The sequence below is a fragment of the Roseateles sp. GW821-FHT09G03 genome, assembly GCF_059416045.1.
On sequence record NZ_JBWKOK010000002.1, the window covers coordinates 48,941 to 68,396 of the forward strand.

16 protein-coding genes are annotated in these 19,456 nt (G+C 68.4%); 12 read left to right on the forward strand and 4 right to left on the reverse strand.

Annotated elements, in window-relative coordinates:
* Positions 1–39 precede the first annotated feature (39 nt).
* The 4 genes from tkt (at position 40) to AC07OZ_RS07460 (ending at position 6,640) form a co-directional block, all read left to right on the forward strand.
* Entirely contained in the window at positions 40–2,100 is a 2,061-nt protein-coding gene (gene tkt / locus AC07OZ_RS07445; protein ID WP_495467350.1) for a transketolase, read from the forward strand.
* Between the two features lie 235 nt (positions 2,101–2,335).
* Positions 2,336–3,394: a hypothetical protein gene (locus AC07OZ_RS07450; protein ID WP_495466537.1), complete on the forward strand. Its 1,059-nt coding sequence runs from the start codon at positions 2,336–2,338 to the stop codon at positions 3,392–3,394.
* Between the two features lie 188 nt (positions 3,395–3,582).
* A complete protein-coding gene (gap, locus tag AC07OZ_RS07455) occupies positions 3,583–4,581 on the forward strand; it encodes a type I glyceraldehyde-3-phosphate dehydrogenase (protein ID WP_067281231.1) in 999 nt (332 codons plus the stop codon).
* 277 nt (positions 4,582–4,858) lie between these two features.
* On the forward strand, positions 4,859–6,640 hold the full coding sequence (locus AC07OZ_RS07460) for a S8 family peptidase (protein ID WP_495466538.1): 1,782 nt from the start codon (positions 4,859–4,861) through the stop codon (positions 6,638–6,640).
* A gap of 249 nt (positions 6,641–6,889) precedes the next feature.
* Here the strand turns inward: AC07OZ_RS07460 and AC07OZ_RS07465 are convergent, their stop codons facing one another.
* From AC07OZ_RS07465 to AC07OZ_RS07475, 3 genes are all read right to left on the reverse strand, one after another.
* Positions 6,890–7,582, reverse strand: coding sequence for a hypothetical protein (locus AC07OZ_RS07465; protein ID WP_495466539.1), 693 nt, complete (start codon positions 7,580–7,582; stop codon positions 6,890–6,892).
* A gap of 6 nt (positions 7,583–7,588) precedes the next feature.
* A complete protein-coding gene (locus tag AC07OZ_RS07470) occupies positions 7,589–8,440 on the reverse strand; it encodes a biotin--[acetyl-CoA-carboxylase] ligase (RefSeq protein WP_495466540.1) in 852 nt (283 codons plus the stop codon).
* A 187-nt stretch (positions 8,441–8,627) separates the two neighbouring features.
* Positions 8,628–9,179, reverse strand: coding sequence for an SET domain-containing protein (locus AC07OZ_RS07475; protein WP_495466541.1), 552 nt, complete (start codon positions 9,177–9,179; stop codon positions 8,628–8,630).
* 142 nt (positions 9,180–9,321) lie between these two features.
* On the opposite strand from AC07OZ_RS07475, the gene AC07OZ_RS07480 reads away from it, so the two are divergent.
* The gene (locus AC07OZ_RS07480; protein WP_495466542.1) at positions 9,322–12,006 is read left to right on the forward strand and encodes a DNA topoisomerase III; all 2,685 of its coding nucleotides are present in this window, start codon (positions 9,322–9,324) and stop codon (positions 12,004–12,006) included.
* A 51-nt stretch (positions 12,007–12,057) separates the two neighbouring features.
* Positions 12,058–12,852: a hypothetical protein gene (locus AC07OZ_RS07485; RefSeq protein ID WP_495466543.1), complete on the forward strand. Its 795-nt coding sequence runs from the start codon at positions 12,058–12,060 to the stop codon at positions 12,850–12,852.
* 60 nt (positions 12,853–12,912) lie between these two features.
* Here AC07OZ_RS07485 and AC07OZ_RS07490 read toward each other — a convergent pair whose 3' ends face one another.
* Positions 12,913–13,827 (reverse strand): LysR substrate-binding domain-containing protein, encoded by a 915-nt coding sequence (locus tag AC07OZ_RS07490; protein ID WP_495466544.1) that lies wholly within the window; start codon positions 13,825–13,827, stop codon positions 12,913–12,915.
* A 137-nt stretch (positions 13,828–13,964) separates the two neighbouring features.
* Here AC07OZ_RS07490 and AC07OZ_RS07495 point away from each other — a divergent pair, with 137 nt between their 5' ends.
* From AC07OZ_RS07495 to AC07OZ_RS07520, 6 genes are all read left to right on the forward strand, one after another.
* On the forward strand, positions 13,965–14,594 hold the full coding sequence (locus tag AC07OZ_RS07495) for a glutathione S-transferase family protein (protein WP_495466545.1): 630 nt from the start codon (positions 13,965–13,967) through the stop codon (positions 14,592–14,594).
* Positions 14,595–14,602: 8 nt separating this feature from the next.
* The gene (locus AC07OZ_RS07500) at positions 14,603–15,526 is read left to right on the forward strand and encodes a flavin-nucleotide-binding protein (protein ID WP_495466546.1); all 924 of its coding nucleotides are present in this window, start codon (positions 14,603–14,605) and stop codon (positions 15,524–15,526) included.
* A gap of 138 nt (positions 15,527–15,664) precedes the next feature.
* A complete protein-coding gene (locus tag AC07OZ_RS07505) occupies positions 15,665–17,494 on the forward strand; it encodes an ATP-binding protein (protein WP_495466547.1) in 1,830 nt (609 codons plus the stop codon).
* A gap of 203 nt (positions 17,495–17,697) precedes the next feature.
* The gene (locus tag AC07OZ_RS07510; protein ID WP_495466548.1) at positions 17,698–18,678 is read left to right on the forward strand and encodes an AEC family transporter; all 981 of its coding nucleotides are present in this window, start codon (positions 17,698–17,700) and stop codon (positions 18,676–18,678) included.
* Positions 18,679–18,798: 120 nt separating this feature from the next.
* On the forward strand, positions 18,799–19,071 hold the full coding sequence (locus AC07OZ_RS07515; protein WP_495466549.1) for a DUF262 domain-containing protein: 273 nt from the start codon (positions 18,799–18,801) through the stop codon (positions 19,069–19,071).
* On the forward strand, positions 19,068–19,427 hold the full coding sequence (locus AC07OZ_RS07520; RefSeq protein ID WP_495466550.1) for a hypothetical protein: 360 nt from the start codon (positions 19,068–19,070) through the stop codon (positions 19,425–19,427). The genes AC07OZ_RS07515 and AC07OZ_RS07520 overlap by 4 nt, the downstream gene beginning before the upstream one ends.
* Positions 19,428–19,456: the final 29 nt, after the last annotated feature.

Here is a 19,456-nt window from a genome sequence, read left to right on the forward strand (position 1 = left end):
ATCTCGGGTTTGCCCCAACCCCTGCCCGAGACCAACACCATGGCCGAGACCAGCGCTGCCGTCGTCACCCCGAACACCACCCAGATGGCCAACGCCATCCGTGCCCTGGCGATGGACGCCGTCCAGCAGGCCAACTCCGGCCACCCGGGCGCCCCGATGGGCATGGCCGAGATCGCCGTCGCGCTGTGGAAGCGCCACCTGCGCCACAACCCGGCCAACCCGCAGTGGGCCGACCGCGACCGCTTCGTGCTGTCCAACGGCCACGGCTCCATGCTGATCTACGCCCTGCTGCACCTGACCGGCTACGACCTGCCGATCGCCGAGCTCAAGGCCTTCCGCCAGATGCACTCCAAGACCCCGGGCCACCCGGAAGTCGGCATCACCCCCGGCGTCGAGACCACCACCGGCCCGCTCGGCCAGGGCATCACCAACGCCGTCGGCTTCGCGCTGGCTGAGAAGCAGCTCGCCAAGGAATTCAACCGCGACGGCCACACCATCGTCGACCATCACACCTACGCCTTCCTCGGCGACGGTTGCCTGATGGAAGGCATCAGCCATGAAGCCTGCTCGCTGGCCGGCTCGTGGAAGCTGAACAAGCTGATCGCGATCTACGACGACAACGGCATCTCCATCGACGGCCAGGTCGACCCCTGGTTCGGCGACGACACCGCCAAGCGCTTCGAAGCCTACGGCTGGAACGTCGTCGGTCCGGTGGACGGCCATGACGTCGACGCCGTCGACGCCGCCATCGCGCTGGCCAAGACCAGCAAGGACAAGCCGTCGCTGATCATCGCGAAGACCCACATCGGCAAGGGCAGCCCGAACCGCGCCAACACGTCGAAGGCCCATGGCGAACCGCTGGGCGCCGAGGAAATCAAGCTGACCCGCGAAGCGCTGGGCTGGTCGCACGAACCCTTCGTGCTGCCCGCCGAGGTCTACGCCGACTGGGACGGCAAGGACGCCGGCACCGGCTTCGAGAAGGCCTGGGACGACAAGTTCGACGCCTACGCCACGCAGTTCCCGGAACTGGCCGCCGAGTTCTCGCGCCGCATCGCCGGCGTGCTGCCGCCCAACTTCGCCGACGTCGCCGCGCAGGCCGTCATCGGCGCGCATGAGAAGGCCGAGACCGTCGCCTCCCGCAAGGCCAGCCAGATCGCGCTGGAAGCCTTCACCGCTGCGATGCCCGAGCTGCTGGGCGGCTCGGCCGACCTGACCGGCTCCAACCTGACCAACACCAAGAGCACGCCCGCCTTCCGCCTGGAAGAGGACGGCAGCTCCAACGGCGGCCGTCACATCAACTACGGCGTGCGCGAGTTCGGCATGGCCGCGATCATGAACGGCGTCGCGCTGCACGGCGGCTTCATCCCCTACGGCGGCACCTTCCTGACCTTCAGCGACTACAGCCGCAATGCCATCCGCATGGCCGCGTTGATGAAGCAGCGTGTGATCCACGTGTTCACGCACGACTCCATCGGCCTGGGTGAAGACGGCCCGACGCACCAGTCCGTCGAGCACGTCTCCAGCCTGCGCCTGATCCCGGGTCTGGACGTCTGGCGTCCCGCCGACACCGCGGAGACCGCGGTGGCCTGGACGCTGGCCCTGGCCAACAGCCAGCGTCCCAGCGTGCTCGCGCTGAGCCGCCAGAACCTGCCCTACCTGAAGAAGTCGGGCGAGGCCGTCGACGCCATCACCACCGGCGGCTACGTGCTGAGCGAGCCGGCCGACGTCGGCCTGAAGAAGAAGGCGCAAGCGGTGCTGATCGCCACCGGCTCGGAAGTGCAGCTGGCCATCGCGGCCCAGCAGCAGCTGGCCGTGGCCGGCATCCCGGTGCGCGTGGTCTCGATGCCTTGCACGAGCCTGTTCGACCGCCAGGACGCGAAGTACAAGAAGCTGGTGCTGCCGGAAGGCCTGCCGCGCGTCGCCATCGAGGCCGGCGTGACCGACCTGTGGTGGAAGTACGGCGTGTCCGCCGTCGTCGGCCTGGACACCTACGGCGAGTCGGCTCCGGCCAACGTGCTGTTCAAGCACTTCGGCTTCACGCCGGAGAACGTCGCCGACACCGTCAAGGTCGTCATCGGCCAGGCGCGGCTGAAGGGCTGATTGGGGAAGGGCTGATCGCTCACGCCATCGACGGCGCGGATCCGCTCGGGTCCGGCGCCGTCTCCCTCGAAGGGGTGCCTCTGGCACCCCTTTGTCGTTTCCGCCCCTCGGATCCCGTTCATTACCCCCGAAAGCCCTGAGGCCGCGCGCGCGGTCGCACGCATAGACTGCGCCGCGCCCGGAGGACGGCGATCGATCGCCGCGCGGGCACAGGGACAGGACAACAAGGATTCCGATGCCGCACCGTCACATCGCAACGCTGGCCGGCGCGCTCGCGCTGCTGCTGAGCGCCAACAGCGCCTGCGCGCAAGCCCGCACCGAGGCCACCCCCGCCAGCGAGGCCCAATCGCTCGCTTGCCTGCAACGCCCCGCCGAGCCGCCGGTCTTTCCCCAGCGCAACGATCTGGATCGCGGGTCGCCATGGGCCCGTGTGCTGCTGCGCTTCTCGACGCCGACGGCGGCGCCCGAGGTCGAGATCCTCGCCAACACCCTGCGCGAGGACCAGCTCAAGGTCGTTCGGCGCTACGTGGACCGCTACCGATTGCCTTGCCTGCAGCCCTCGGATGGCAGTGTCCAGGCCGTGCAGGAGTTCAACTTCAACAACAGCGGCCTCGCCCCGCTGCCCATGCCGCCCGATCGCCCAAGCATTCCGACGGCCTGCATCGTGCAGCCGGCGGACGGTGTCCGCATCGACGAGTCGACAAGCTCGCGTGACGTCGAACACGTGGTGCTGACCTTGACCTTCTTCCCGACCCGTCAGCCCCCGGGCGGGTCGTCGGACGCCTCGGGCATCCCCGAGGTCAAGGTGCTCTACACCAACGCGTCCCCCGAAGCGGTGCGAGCCACCGTCGCCTGGGCCGCCCGGTCCCGGATGCCCTGCCTGACGGGCGAGACCGACGCGCTCAAGGGCCCCGTGGTGATGCGCCAGCAGTTCACGACCTTGCCCCCCGGTTATCGCGTCTATGCCCTCAACAACGCGCAGCTGCCGCTGACGAGGTTCCTTGGCATGGTCCAGGACCTGGAGACGCTGAAGGCCGATTTCGACTTCGACACCATGAGCTGCCCGTTCAAGGTGAACTACACGATCTACGGGCCGCGCCTGCCCAACGAGGTGGAAGCAGGGCAACCGGCCAATCCGAACCGGCTGTCTTTCCTGAAATGGCTGGAGGCCCGCGATCTACGCCTCAAGCCCGACAAGATGGCCAACGACCTGTTCGGCCAGACGATCCAGATCGACGTGCCTTGCGGCAAGTTGAAGCTGGGCGATGAAACCACTGCGGCCGCGTCGCCGTAACCCGGTAACCCGCTCGAAACGCCGGCCGTCGACTATCTGTTCAAATCGAGGGTTCCCGGCGACCCAGCCCGCTGCCTTGCAGCCCCGCTAGTCGCGCCGGACCGAACACCTCCGAGGCACGACGTCCACTGGCTGGGCGACGCGCCCATGACGTCATCGATTCATTTCACTCGCAGGAGACTTTCCTCATGACCATCAAGATCGGTATCAACGGGTTCGGTCGCATCGGCCGCATGGTGTTCCGCGCCGCCGTGGCGAACTTCAAGGACATCCAGATCGTCGCCATCAACGACCTGCTCGAGCCCGATTACCTGGCATACATGCTCAAGTACGACAGCGTCCACGGCCGCTTCGACGGCGACGTGGCGGTCGACGGCAACACGCTGATCGTCAACGGCCAGCGCATCCGCCTGACCCAGGTCAAGGATCCCGCCGAGCTGAAGTGGAACGAAGTCGGCGCCGACATCGTCGTCGAAGCCACCGGCCTGTTCCTGACCAAGGAAACCGGCGAGAAGCATCTGACCGCCGGCGCCAAGAAGGTGATCATGTCGGCCCCGTCCAAGGACGACACCCCGATGTTCGTCTACGGCGTCAACGACAAGACCTACGCCGGCCAGGCCATCATCTCCAACGCCAGCTGCACCACCAACTGCCTGGCTCCGCTGGCCAAGGTGCTGAACGACAAGTGGGGCATCAAGCGCGGCCTGATGACCACCGTGCACGCCACCACCGCCACGCAGAAGACCGTCGACGGCCCGTCCAACAAGGACTGGCGCGGCGGCCGCGGCATCCTCGAGAACATCATCCCGTCCTCGACCGGCGCCGCCAAGGCCGTGGGCGTGGTGATCCCCGAGCTGAACAAGAAGCTGACCGGCATGTCCTTCCGCGTGCCGACCTCCGACGTCTCCGTCGTCGACCTGACCGTCGAGCTGAACAACAACGCCACCTACGCCGAGATCTGCGCCGAAATGAAGGCCCAGAGCGAAGGCGCCCTGAAGGGCGTGCTGGGCTACACCGAGGACAAGGTCGTCGCCACCGACTTCCGCGGTGACCCGCGCACCTCCATCTTCGACGCCGACGCCGGCATCGCGCTGGACGGCACCTTCGTCAAGCTGGTGTCCTGGTACGACAACGAGTGGGGCTACTCGAACAAGGTGCTCGAGATGGTCAAGGTCGTCGCCAAGTAAGCGACCCCGGCGGCCTCTTTCCCGCCTCCCGAAGCCCCGCCTTGGCGGGGCTTTTTCGTTTCCGCAGCGCCCGGTCGGGAAACACCTTGCAACGCCTTCGGAAGGCTCAAGAACCGCCCCTGATACGAACGGTCACCACTTCGACGATAGGTGGCTCATCTTTGCGTGAGGAATCCCCCTTTGGAGGTGATGCCTCGCTGCAAATGTGTCGGTCCATTAGCAATTTCTTAGCAGCCTCACCCCTAAACTGGTTAGCTCAGTTTTGTGGAGTTTCCGCATGTCCGTGCTGTCTTTGCCGAAGCGTCTGGCTGCTGCCGTGGCTGTCCTCGGGTTGTTTGGGGCCGGGACCGCCGGCGCGGTCACCGGGACCGTCGTCAAGCCCGACCAGCAACCCGATTTCGCGCGCGTGATCGTGCGCTTCAAGGCGCAGGCGGATGCGGTCAAGGCCCGGCCGCTCGCCATGCGCGCGACGGCTTCCGAAGCGAAGGACATCGCGCAGGTGCGCGGCACGACGCTCGGTCTCAGACACGCTGCGACCCTGCACGCGCGTCGCAGCCTGGACAGCCGCACCCACGTCTACACCGCGAGCGGCATGAGCTCCGCGGAACTCGCCAAGCGACTGGCCAGCGACGGCGATGTCGAGTCGGTCGAGGTCGACCGCTGGCAGAAGCATTTCTCCGTGCCCAACGACCCGCTGTACGCGACCGCCGCCAACAACGGCGTCGCCGCGGGCCAGTGGTACCTCAAGGCGCCGGACTCCACGGTGCTCTCGTCGATCAACGCGCCGGCGGCGTGGGACAAGTCGACGGGCTCGGGCGTCGTCGTCGCGGTGCTGGACACCGGCGTGCGCATGGACCATCCGGACCTGGCCGGCCAGTTCGTCCAGGGCTACGACATGATCGGCTTCGGCAACAGCGGCACCAGCGTCATCGCGACCGCCAATGACGGCGATGGCGCCGACAGCGATCCGAGCGATCCCGGCGACTGGGTCGACCAGTCCGACATCGACAGCGGCCGGTTGGGCACCAGCTGCACGGCCGACGACATCGGCTCCAGCTCCTGGCACGGCACGCGGGTGTCCGGCCTGATCGCGGCCATCGCCAACAACGGCCAGGGCATGGCGGGTCTCGCCTACGGCGCCAAGGTCCAGCCGGTGCGCGTGCTGGGCAAGTGCGGCGGCTGGGCCTCCGACATCGCCGCGGGCATGCGCTGGGCGGCGGGTATCACCGTGCCAGGCCTGCCTACCAACAGCACCCCGGCCAAGATCATCAACATGAGCCTGGGCGGAGACGGGGCCTGCACCTCGACCTATCAGGACGCGATCAACGCGGCGGTCACGGCGGGTGTGACGGTGGTCGCTGCCGCTGGCAATGGCGTCGAGAACGACGACCCGACCAAGGAAGGCGGCATCGCCGTCGGCACGCCGGCCAACTGCAACAACGTCATCGCGGTGGCGGGCCTGCGCCACGCGGGTACCAAGGTCGGCTTCTCCAACCTCGGCCCGCAGGTGACGATCAGCGCACCGGGCGGCAACTGCGTCAACTCGACCGGCGCCTGCCTGTACCCGATCCTGTCCACCAGCAACAGCGGCACGACCACGCCGGTCGCGAACAGCAACGCCTTCAACTACACGGGCACGGGCACGAGCTTCTCGACGCCGCTGGTCAGCGCCACGATCGCGCTGATGCTGCAGGTGGATTCGACGTTGACCCCGGCCAAGATCAAGACCGCGCTGCAGTCCTCGGCACGGGCTTTCCCTGCGGCGACCGCAGGTGTTGCGCAGTGCGTGGCGGGCAACAGCACGCAACCGCAGCTCGAGTGCAACTGCACGACCAGCACCTGCGGCGCCGGGATGCTGGACGCGAATGCGGCCGTGCTGGCGGTGACGCCCGCCACGACGCCGACGACTCCCACGACGCCGACCACGCCCACCGACACGTCGTCGGGCGGCGGCGGTGGTGGTGGCGCCATGAGCGGCCTGTGGCTGGCTGGCCTGGTGCTGGCGATCGTGGCGTTGCGCTGGCCGAAGCCGCGTCTCGCCAAGATCCGCTCGAAGTAATCGAGCCGAGAACCTACGAAGTCCTCGGTGGCAAAACCGGGGCAGTACGGAAGTGGTTGGGGACGGTGAGGCGTGAGGTTTCGGAGCTTGACTCCGGGGGAGAGCCGGACCGAGTTCAGTCCAGTGGACTGAACGACGCCGGCGAGCGCTGGAAGACCAGAGGTCTGACAGCCTCATGCCTCGGCGGCCAACGCCCCGAACTCATCAGGTAGGCGGTCTCCCGCAAACGGGAGAGGGGGTCAGGACTTGTCAGCGACTAGCGCCCGACCCTGACCCGTTCGCCGCGCTCGCTGCGGATGAAGCAACTGGTGCTTCCACCGAGCAGTCCTTGCGCTTCTCGCCCCAGGGCGGATTGGCCAGCGCGTTCAGCTTCCCGGTCTGGACCCCATCCAGCCGCGCCAGCCGCAGCGTCGTCTGCTGCAGCGGCTCCTGGAGCCGCATCACGCGCAGGCCCTTGTAGTTGCGCTTCGTCATCCCGTCGAGCGCCGCCAGCGCGGCCGCTTCGCTGTCGTGCTTGCTCAGCACCAGCGTGGGCTGCTCGTCGGGGAAGCCTTGCAGCGGCTCGAACGCGATCTTGGCGCTGCGGTAGGTGTCTTCCTTGCGCTCGCGGAAGTCCTTGCTGGGCATCTTGATCGTGGCCAGCGCCCACACGCCGCCGGTGTTGACGGCATTGGTCTCGATCGACGACGCCGGGATCCCGGCCGCGGTCAGGGCTGCATTGGCGCGCTTGAGCAGTTCATCGCCGATCAGCGGTCCCAGCTCCAGGCAGGAGCGCGCCGCGAGTTGCGTGACGGCCTTCTGGTTGAGCAGCGACAGCCGCTCCGGATTGATCTGCTGGTCCAGGCGCGGCGTGGCGGGCGACATGCCGGCGATCCACCCCTTGTTCCAGCCGAACACCAGCACGTTGATGACGAAGAGCAGGACGACCGCGGCACGCAGCATCGTGGCTTACCCCTGTCCGGCGGACGCGCCGCCGAGCCGCACGCTGACCTCGCCGCCGCTGACCGTCTGGCGGCCCTGCGGCGTGTCGACCAGCAGTTCACCGCGATCGTTGACACCCGCGCCGATACCCTCCAGCGCGCCGGCGGTGATCGCCTTGCCCTGCAGCAGATCGCGGCGCGCGAAGCGCTCCTGCCACGCGGCGAAGCCCGTCTGCGGGAACGCCGCCAGCGCCTTCACCAGCGCCGGCGCCAGCCGCGCCAAGGCCTGCGGCGGCGTCACGTCGGGGATCAGTTCCTGCAGGCAGGCGAAGCCGGTGTTCAGCTGCGACTCCGCGACCTTCGCGCGGTCCGACACGTTCAGGCCCACGCCCACCACCGCCATGCGCGAACTGCCGGCCGGCACGGTCTCGATCAGGATGCCGCCGAGCTTGCGCTCGTCGAGCCACAGGTCGTTGGGCCACTTCAGGCCCAGGCGGCCGCCGTCGGGATCGAGCGCCTCGGCGATCGCCGCGCCGACGACCAGCGACAGCCCGGACCAGTCCGCGACCTCCACCGGTATCGACAGCGAGAAGGTCAGCGACGCGCCGGCCGTGCTGTGCCAGGCGCGGCCCTGCCGGCCGCGGCCGTGGGTCTGGTGCTCGGCGATCAGCAGGCAGGGGTGCAGGTCGTGCTGACGCCGCCCGTACGGACGATCGCCCGCGCGGCCCGCGGCCACGGTGCCCTCGTCGCGGCGCACGCGATCGATGAGCGTGGCGTTGGTCGATTCGACCCGCGCCAGCACCTCGATGCTGAGCCCCGGCAGCAACGGCTCCAGGTCTTGCCACAGGGCCTCTGCGCCCCAGTTCTGATGTTCTTGCATCGCCGCGAATGTGATCTTGCGATCCCGTCTTGGTCTTCCCGGGCCGACCGGCCCGGTGGTCGTGAATGGTCTGAGTCTAGAGGGAGATGGTCCCCGCCCGGAGGGCCCGCACCGCGAATCGGTGGCTGTAGGACCTGACAGGGTGCCTCGCTACCTCCGATGCGCCTTCCGGGGCCCTCGGGCACCTTCAGGCGCCCTTGGCCGCCTTCTTTTCCTTGGGCGCCAGCATCGTGCCCCGGCAGCCCGGCGTGCCGCACCGGCATTCGAACCGCTTCTTCAGCTTGGGCGTATAGCGCTCATCGATCACCAGACCATAGTCGTAGAACAGCTCCTCGCCAGGGGAAATGTCCGTCAGGGCATGGATGAACACCCGGCCGTCCAGCTCGCGAGCCTCGCAGTTCGGGCTGCAGGCGTGGTTGATCCAGCGCGCCTGGTTGCCGTCGACGGCCGCGTCGATGACCCCGCCAGTCTCAAGGTGAAAGTAGAAGGTATGGTCCGGCTGCGACGGATCGTGCGGATGGCGACGCAGCGCTTCGTCCCACTGGATGCGCTCGCCCTTGTATTCGATCAGTTTCTCGCCGGCCTGCAGCGGCACCAGCGCGTACACCCCGCGGCCATGCACGCCGGAGGCCCGGACCTGGATGCGGGCGCTTCTCTTGGGGGCGGGGGTGGGGGCGGGAGCCGCGACGGCGTCGTCTTCAGGGGCGGGAACACTCGGAGCGGGGCGCGGTTGCGGCATGGAGCGAGTCCGGTACATTGAATTCATGGGTGCGCGCGCGTGTACACACGTACGTAGGTGCGTGGGCGCGCGCGAGGCCGGATTGTAGGCAGACGTTCATGAAGATCTTGGACGCCTGAACGAAGAGGAAAGAAACAAGCGCATGAGCAAGGCATTGGTGATCGCGGAGAAGCCGTCGGTGGCGCAAGACATCGTCAAGGCGTTGACCGCGCTGTCGGGGAAGTTCGACAAGCACGACGAGTATTTCGAGAACGACGAGTACGTCGTCAGCTCGGCCGTCGGCCATCTGGTGGAGATCAAGGCGCCGGAGGAGTTCGACGTCAAGCGCGGCAAGTGGAGCTTCGCCCACCTGCCGGTGATCCCGCCCCACTTCGATCTGAACCCGATCGACAAGAGCAAGGGCCGCCTGAACGCGCTGGTCAAGCTGATCAAGCGCAAGGACGTGACCTCGCTGATCAACGCGTGTGACGCGGGACGCGAAGGGGAACTGATCTTCCGCCTGATCGTCCAGTACGCGGGCAGCGCCAAGGCGCAGGTCGCCAAGCCGGTGAGCCGGCTGTGGCTGCAGTCGATGACGCCGCAGGCGATCCGCGACGGCTTCGAGCAGTTGCGCACCGACCAGCAGATGCTGCCGCTGGCCGACGCGGCGCGTTGCCGTTCCGAAGCCGACTGGCTGGTGGGCATCAACGGCACGCGGGCGATGACCGCGTTCAACTCGCGCGACGGCGGCTTCTTCCTGACTACCGTGGGCCGCGTGCAGACGCCGACGCTGTCGATCGTCGTCGAGCGCGAGGAGAAGATCCGCAAGCACGTCTACCGCGACTACTGGGAAATCCGCGGCAGCTTCGACGCCGAGGCCGGCCAGTACGAAGGCAAGTGGTTCGACCCCGCGTTCAAGAAGAACGCCGACGACCCCGAGCAGCGTGCCGACCGCGTCTGGACACAGGCGGAGGCCGATGCCATCGCCGCCGCCGCGCTGGGCCAGCCCGCCACGGTGACCGAGGAATCCAAGCCCAGCACGACGGCCAGCCCCGGCCTGTACGACCTGACCACGCTGCAGCGCGAGGCCAACTCCCGCTTCGGCTTCTCGGCCAAGACGACACTCGGCCTGGCGCAAGCGCTGTATGAAAAGCACAAGGTCCTGACCTACCCGCGGACCGACTCGCGCTACCTGCCGGAGGACTACCTGATCGTCGCGCAGGACACGGCGCGCATGATCGCCAGCGAGGACATGCCCGGCCCGTTGCAGGCGCTGGCGCAGCATGCGCGCACGGCGCTGGACAAGGGCTACATCAAGCCCACGAAGAAGGTCTTCGACAACACCAAGGTGTCGGATCACTTCGCGATCATCCCGACGCTGCAGGCGCCCCGCAGCCTGACCGAGGCCGAGGCCAAGCTCTACGACATGGTCGTCAAGCGCTTCCTGGCCGTGTTCTTCCCGCCGGCCGAGTTCCAGGTCACGACGCGCATCTCGACGGTGAAGACGCCCGAGAAGTCGTATGCGTTCCAGACCAACGGCAAGGTCCTGGTGAAGCCGGGCTGGCAAGCCGTCTACGGCAAGGAAGCCACCGACGAGAACGCCGAGCCGGGCACCAGCGGCGCGATGCTGGTGCCGGTGAAGGCCGGCGAGGTCGTGCGCACCGAGAGCACCGACGTGAAGGCGCTGGTGACCAAGCCGCCGGCGCGCTACACGGAAGCGACGCTGCTGTCGGCGATGGAAGGCGCGGGCAAGCTGGTCGACGACGACGAGCTGCGCGAGGCCATGGCCGAGAAGGGCCTGGGCACGCCGGCCACGCGCGCCGCGATCATCGAAGGTCTGCTGGCCGAGAAGTACATGCTGCGCGAGGGCCGGGAGATGATCCCGACCGCCAAGGCCTTCCAGCTGATGACGCTGCTGCGCGGCCTGGGCGTGGAGGAACTGACCAAGCCCGAACTGACCGGCAACTGGGAGTTCCAGCTGTCCGAGATGGAGAAGGGCCGCCTCAAGCGCGAGGCCTTCATGGCCGAGATCGCCGCGATGACCGAAAAGGTCGTGCGCAAGGCCAAGGAGTACGACCGCGACACCATCCCCGGCGACTACGCGACGCTGAAGACGCCGTGTCCGAAGTGCGGCGGCGTGGTCAAGGAGAACTACCGCCGCTTCACCTGCACCGGCAAGGTCGGCAACGGCGACGAGTGCGGCTTCTCGATCCCCAAGATCCCGGGCGGCCGCAGCTTCGAACTGGCCGAGGTGGAGACCTTCCTGCGCGACAAGAAGGTCGGCCCGCTGGAAGGCTTCCGCTCCAAGGCGGGCTGGCCCTTCACGGCCGAGCTGGCGCTGGTGTTCGACGCCGAGATCGACAACTGGAAGCTGGAGTTCGACTTCGGCGAGGACGCCAAGAAGGCCGAGGAGAACGGCGAGCCGGTGGACTTCAGCGGCCACACCGCGCTGGGCCACTGCCCGAAGTGCAACGGCCGCGTCTTCGACTTCGGCAGCAACTACGTCTGCGAACACGCGGTCGGCGACAAGATCACCTGCGACTTCAAGAGCGGCAAGATCATCCTGCAGCAGCCGATCGAGGCCGAGCAGATGACCAAGCTGCTCGCGACCGGCAAGACGGACCTGCTGGAGAACTTCGTCTCCAACAAGACGCGCCGCAAGTTCAAGGCCTTCCTCGCCTACGACAAGAAGGAAGGCAAGGTGATGTTCGAGTTCGAGCCGCGCGCCGCCAAGCCGGGTGCGAAGACCGGCGCGAAGCCGGCGGCCAAGACACCGGCCGCCAAGACCGGAGCGGCCAAGGTACCCGCGAAGAAGGTCGCGGCAAAGAAGGCGACGGCCAAGGGCTGATCGCCCCGCGCGATGCACTGAGCGGGTCCTCCCGCTCAGCTCGCATCGCGCATGGACCGCTTAGCCTCCTCCGCTGTCACCCACCCTTCGTCGTCCGCGGCGACCGACGACGAGCCGTCGCCCTCGTCGGCTTCACCGTGGAGCGACCCCGTCGCGCCGCGCATGACGTCGGCGACAGCGGCGGCGACGACCACGTCGTCCGCGCGGACCTCCGCGCGACTCGCGGTGCTGGCCATCCTCGACCGGCCGTCGCGGCGCCCTCTGATCTTCTCGCGCGCCAAGCAGCTGGCCAGGCTGGACGCCATGCTCGATCACATCAAGCGTGAAGCGGCGGGCAGGCCTGCCGCGACCCGGCTGCTGCCTTTGCGCCTGCACATGCTGAACGGCCTCTACCATGTCGCGGTCAGAGCGGTGCACTCAGCGGCGCCGTCGGCGGCTGATCTCATGAGCGCCGATCAGGCGATTCTCCTGAGTCATCGGATGCAACTGGCGTTGCGCAGCCTGCTCCGGATGCCCGAGTCGCAACTCGCCCCGCTGGCCGACGAGGAGCGCCGCCTGGCGAAGAAGCAGGAGGGGCTGCTCATGCGCGGCGTCATCAGCAGGGAGGCCAATGGCCGGTCGCGCGACCATGCCTACCGGGCGTTCGATGTCCATACGGCTGCGACGGCGGAGCGCCTCGCAGCCGCGCTGTCGGCATTCGACCGCTTCATCGATGAACTCTGCCCCGCGCCGACCGCCGCCGACAACGAGGCCGGCGGCCCGGAGGGTGCCAGCGATGCACCGGCGGTCTACGACCCGTTCGAGGTGCTGCCCTACGCCCAGGCCAGCGACGCGAAGCGTCCCTAGAGCGTCCCTGGAGCGCCCCTGGAGCGGCGCTGGAGCGGCGCTGAGACGCCGCGGCGCCCGTCACGGCACGCGCAGGAATGCTTCGCCGCGCAAGACAGGCTGGGCGCGCAGACGCTCCGCCATGAAGTCCAGCAACAGCCGCAGCGAGGCGGGCACGCGACGGCCCGCCGCATGGACGAGATGCACCGGCGCCGCCGGCGGCTCATGGTCGGCGAGCACGATGCGCAGCAGGCCGTCGCGCACCGCGTCCGCCGCCTGATAGACCTGACACCGCGCCAGGCCCACGCCGGCGACGGCTGCCGCGATGCCCGCGGCGTTGTCGTTCACCATCAGCGTCGGCGAGAGCGCCTGCGGACCATCGCGGAAGCGCCAGGGCGTCATGCTCTGGCCGTCGAAGTAGCTGGCCACGATGCGATGGTCGACGAGGTCCCGCGGCGTGCGTGGTTCGCCGGCACGGGCCAGGTAGTCGGGCGAGGCCACGATCACCCGCCGCATCGCGCCCACCGGCACGGCCGTCAAGCCGGAGTCCGGGAGATGGGCGATCCGGACGGCCAGGTCCAGGCCCTCCTCCAGCAGCGACACGACCCGGTCCACGAGCAGCAGCTTCAACCGGATGCGCGCGTGCTGCTGGAGGAACGCCGCGGTCAGCGGTGCGACATGCAGCCGCCCGAACATCGAGGGCGCGGTCAGGGACAGCAGCCCCGTCGGCTCGGCCTGCGCGCCCACGGCGGCGGCCTCCGAGGCGTCCAGATCGCCGAGGATGCGTCGGCAGTCGACGACGAAGCGCTCACCCGCCTCGGTCAGCCGCACCGAGCGCGTGCTGCGCTGGAACAGCTGGATGCCGAGCCGCTGCTCCAGCGAAGCGATCGCCCGCGTGGCGGCCGGGGCGGAACAGCCCAGCCGTCGCGCCGCAGCAGCAAAGCTCTGCGTGTCGGCCACGGCGACGAAGCAGCGCAGGCGGTCGAGGTGGTCCATCGTGCGGCGCGTTGCCCGGAGCAACGCTGAATTATTTCGTCGGCTGCAATTCTGAATGATCCGGCATCGGCATTCCAGTCAACGGATGCAAGAGCTACGGTAGAGGCCCCCGAAGACCTCCGCTGGAGCCCTCCCCGATGAACGCCCCCGTCCTCCGTCCGCCCGCTCCGTTCCGACTGCATCGCGTGGCGGCCTCCGGCCATTGCCACCGCGTCGAACTGCTGCTGTCCCTGCTCGATCTGCCCTACACGGTGGTGGACATCAGTCTGCCTGGCGGCGACCAGCGGCAACCGGCCTTCGTGGCGATGAATCCGCTGAGCCAGGTCCCGGTGCTGGAGGACGGCGAGGTGGTGCTGCCGGAGAGCAACTCGATCCTCGTCTACCTCGCGACGCGCTACGCGCCGGACGCCGGCTGGCTGCCGCGCGATGCCGTCGAGGCCGCCTGGCAGCAGCGCTGGTTCAGCCTGTCGGTGAGCCTGCTCGGACCGGGCGCGGCCACGCCGCGCTTCCGCGCGTTGACCGGGTTGCCGGTCGATCCGGCGTCGCTCGCGTTGGGACATCGGCTGTTCGCGCTCATCGAGGACCAGCTCTCCCGCACCGACTTCCTGATCGCCGACCGGCCGACGCTCGCCGACGTGTCCTTCTACGGCTACACGGCGCAGGCGCCGTTGGGCGGCGTGTCGCTGAGCGACTATCCGCGGCTGCGCGGCTGGCTGGCGCGCATCGAGGCGCTGCCCCGCTTCAAGCCGCTGCCGCAACAGTTCTGAGATCCGCCATGGACACGACCTGGCACCCCGGCGAGCAGGCGCTGCAGGCAGCGGTCGGCGTCCGCGAGCGCATGGCGGAGATCGGCCCGCAGGTGGTCCGCGACCACATGCCGGATCAGCACCGCGAGCTGTTCAACAAGCTGCCCACGCTGCTGCTCGGCGCCATCGACGCCGCTGGGCAGCCGTGGGCGACGATGCTGGCGGGCCCGCCCGGCTTCGTCGCGACGCCGGAGGCGCGGACGATGACCGTGAGCACGGCGCTCGATGGCCAGGATCCGGCGCTCGCCGCGCTGCGGGCGCGCGGGCCGGGTGCCCCGGTGGGTCTGCTCGGGCTTGAACCGCACACACGGCGGCGCAACCGCATGAACGGGCGCCTGATCGCGCTGTCGGGCGAAGGCCTGTCGGTCGGCGTCGTGCAGAGCTTCGGCAACTGTCCGAAGTACATCCAGGCGCGCGATCCGCTGGATTGGGACACCGCGCCCCCCGGATTGGCACGGCCGCTGGGCGCGGCGCTCGATGACGAGGCCTTGGCGCTGATCGGGGCCGCGGACACCCTGTTCATCGCGAGCGCCTCGGCGCCATTGCCCGGCGACGGGCGCGCGGACGGCGTCGACGTCTCGCATCGCGGCGGCCCGCCGGGCTTCATCCGCGCCGAACGCCGCCTGGACGGCGGCATCACGCTGTGGATGCCGGAGTTCCCCGGCAACCGCTTCTTCATGACGCTGGGCAACCTGCTGCGCCATCCACGGGCGGGGCTGCTGGTGCCGGACTACGCGCGCGGAGAGCTCCTGCATCTGGCGGCCGAGGCCGACGTCACCTGGACCGACGACACGCGAGGCCTGACCCTGCGCATCACCGCCGGCCTGCGCCGCCCCGGTGCGCTCCCCTGGCGCTGGAGCGAAGCGCGGCTGGCGCCGCAGTTCACCGGCTAGCCGCCGTCGGGCCCTCCCCCAAATCGCAACCCGTGAAATCCTGGGGGGTCGGTTCGTGCCTCAATCGCCGGACGCCCCTCGCATTTGCGCGACACTCGACCGCAAACAAATGTGCGGATCAGGAGAGGGCATGCGGTCATGGGTCGATCGACGCTGAGCATCCAGACGCGGCTGGTCGCCGCGCTGAGCCTCAGCGCGACGGTGCTGGTGGGCTTGATCGGCCTGTACTGGGTCGACCGCCACGAGCACGAGCTCAATGAGGCGCTGATCGAGCGCCAGCAGCGCATGGCGCAGCTGGTCGCGCGCGGCTTCGCGGAGCCGGTCTGGAACCTGGACAGCGCCGCGCTGTCGGAACTGCTGGACGCCGTGATGGCGGATCCGGAGGTCCAGGCGATCACGCTGGCCGCGCCCGGGCTGGAGACGCTGCAGCGCGCGCGCGCGACGCCGGCGGTACGGCCCCTCACGCTGGAATTCGAGCTGAGCCACCGTGCCGGCGCGCAAGGTCCGGCTGGCGCGCTGGGTCGCGCGACGCTGGTCTACACGCGCAGCTACATCGACCAGACGCTGGGCGAGACGCGCCGGCTGGTGGCCAGCCTGCTGGCGACGGTGCTGCTGGCGATCGCGATCACGAGCTACGTGCTGGTGCGCCGGCTGGTGGAGCGCCCGGTCTCGCGCCTGCGCGGGCTGGCGCAGCGCGTCGCGAGCGGTGAGCTCGGCGCGCACATCGAACCCGAACACGCCGACGAGATCGGCGACCTGACCGAGCAACTCAACGCGATGAGCGGCAAGCTGCGCGATTTCGCCGAGGGACTGCGCAGCAGCGAGCAGCGTTACCGCAGCCTGTTCGAGAACGCGGCCGAAGGCATCTTCCAGGCTGACGGCCACGGCCGGCTGCTGCGCGTGAACAAGGCGCTGGCGCAGATGCTGGGGCTGGGGCGGCCCGAGGATGCGCAAGGCGTGACCCTGCGGCGCATGGTGCGCATCGAGCGGGACGAATACCGCCGTCTGGCGCGCGCGCTGGAGCGGCACCGCCTGCTGCAGCAGGTGCCGCTGCTGGTGACGACGCGCGATGGCCGCGACCTGTGGGTGGAACTCAGCCTGCACCTGGTGCTCGACGGCGCGCCGCGCATCGAGGGACTCGTCAGCGACATCACGCTGCGCCGGCTGGCGGAGCAGGAGCTGACGCAGCATCGCGACCACCTCGAGGAGCTGGTGACCGAGCGCACCGTCGAGCTGTCGCAGGCCAAGCAGAGGGCCGAAGCCGCGAACCAGGCGAAGAGCCGCTTCCTGGCCACGATGAGCCACGAGTTCCGCACGCCGCTGAACGCGATCCTCGGTTTCGCGCAGCTGCTGCAGATGGACAGCTCGCTCACCGAGGCGCAGCAGCATCGCATCCGGCTGATGCGCGAGTCCGGCGAGCACCTGCTGGTGCTGATCACCGACCTGCTGGATGTCGCCAGCATCGAGGCCGGCAAGCTGACGCTGCAGCTGAGCCCGCTCGACCTGCGGGCGCTGCTGGAGATCTGCAGCGAATCGATGCGGCCGCGCGCGGCCGAGAAGGGCCTGGCCTTCGCCGTGCAGCTGGATCCTCAACTGCCCTCGCGCGTGCGGGCGGACGGGCAGCGGCTGCGGCAGGTGCTGCTGAACCTGCTCTCCAACGCGGTGAAGTTCACCGACCACGGGCACATCGGTCTCGCCGTCGACGTCGTGGCGCAAGGGCCGAGCAGCCTGATGCTGCGCTTCACCGTGTCGGACACCGGCATCGGCATGGCGCCGGACCAGATGGAGCGGCTGTTCCAGCCCTTCGAGCAGGTCGCCGACCAGTCGCGCCGCACCGGCGGGACCGGGCTCGGGTTGGCCATCAGCCAGCAGCTCGTGCGGCTCATGGGCGGGGAGATCACCGTCGAGACCTCGCCGGATGAGGGCAGCCGGTTCAGCTTTGCGCTGGAGCTGCCGCTGGCATCCTGAAGCGGCGCTCAAACTTCGGTTCGCCAAGCGCGGGCACTCCACGGTGCATGGGGCATCGCGTCCGCGAACCCCAAGCACCATTCCGGCCCCAGTGGCGATCGCTGACTTCGCGTTGTTGTGGCGATCGTTGACTTCACGGTGAACGGAGGCTGCTGTGCGCGCGGCGCGCGGGCATCGCGCGCTGGGCGGCATACTGCTTCGCCATGACTGCCGTCCTGTTCTACAAGCTGCTGGCGATCTTCATCGCCGCGGGCATGGGCTGGTTCGTCGGGCACATGCGCTGGCTGGGCAAGGCCGGCGGCGAGAACGACCCGGCCCGCATCCTCTCGAACATCGCGTTCTACCTCTTCGTCCCCGCGCTGATGTTCCGCACGACCGCGCGCGTGGAGATCTCCGAACTGCCCTGGCTCACCGTGGCCGCGTTCTTCGCGCCGGTGGTGCTGATGCTGGTCGCCGTCTACCTGTACGAGCGCAAGCGCCATCCCGACAACCCGGCCGCGCCCGCCGTGCGCAGCATCACCGCGAGCTTCGGCAACACGCTGCAGGTCGGCGTGCCGCTGGTGGCCGGCGTGTTCGGCGAAAGCGGCCTCGCCGTCCACATCACCGTGGTCAGCCTGCACGCGCTGACGCTGTTGACCATCGCCACCGTCCTCGTCGAGATGGACCTCGCCCGCCACACGACCAGCGGCGCGAGCCTGAAGCGGACCATCCTCACGACGATGCGCAACACGGTCATCCATCCGGTGGTGCTGCCGGTGCTGTGCGGCTTCGCGTGGCACACCACCGGCATCCCGCTGCCCGCCGTGCTCGACGAGGTGCTGCAGATGCTGGGCAGCGCGGTCGTGCCGCTGTGCCTGGTGCTGATCGGCATGTCGCTGTCCTACTACGGCATGCCGCGCGGCGCGATGCGCACGCTGCTCGGGCTGGCCGCGCTGAAGCTGCTGGTGCTGCCCGCGCTGGTGCTGGGCATCGCGCACTGGGGCTTCGGACTGTCGGGCATGCCGCTCGCCGTCATCGTAATGATGGCCGCGCTGCCGCCGGGCTCGAACGCGATGATGTTCGCGCAACGCTACCGGACGCTGGAGGCGGAAGCTTCGGGCGCCATCGTGCTGGGCACGTTGCTGTTCGCGGCGACGGCGCCGATCTGGCTGGCGATTCCGGCGTGGCTGGGCACGACAAGATAGGCGCATTCAATCGTCGATAGCACGATCTCCGTATCTCGGAAATGACTGGGATGCGTATGAATTCGGGCTCCCGGGCGGGGCTCAGAATCGTTGGTCTCACATCACACGAGACCTTCAGCAATGACCGCCCGGGAACTCCAGAGTCAGCTCCATCAAGCACGCCGTCAGATCTCTACCGACGGGTACGGCATGTCGCTGGGAGAGATCGTCACCCTCTATCGTTCCAAGGAACTGGTGATCGATCCGATCTACCAGCGCCTGTTCCGATGGGACGAATCGCAAAAGACTCGTTTCGTGGAGTCCGTTCTTCTCGGTCTCGCCGTTCCGCCGATATTCGTCTTTCAACGCGAGGACGGCACGTGGGATTTGCTGGATGGCGGCACCCGGTCATGACAGTCCTTCAATTGACCGGTGACTTGCTGGATGAGCAGGGTCGTCCAGTCACTCCACTCATCCTCCGCCACACGACGCTCTTGCCTGCGCTTTCGGGCATGTCCTGGCACGGCGCGGTTGCTGAAGAAGACGAGGACGATGATCCCGACGACGATGGCGCGGCGTTCAACATCCAACTCCGACTGGACCTCCGGCGTGCACGAATCCATGTGGAGATCCTTCGGCATCAATGCGGGATGGACGTGGCGCAGGCACTGTTCGAGCGCTTCAACTCGAATGGGACGATCTTCACGCCAGAGGAGCTTCGCCTGGCCATGAACTCGTTGGGCAAAGCGGGGCCCTCCAATCTCGACTGACACGACTGCCCGATGTCGAGCGGATTCAA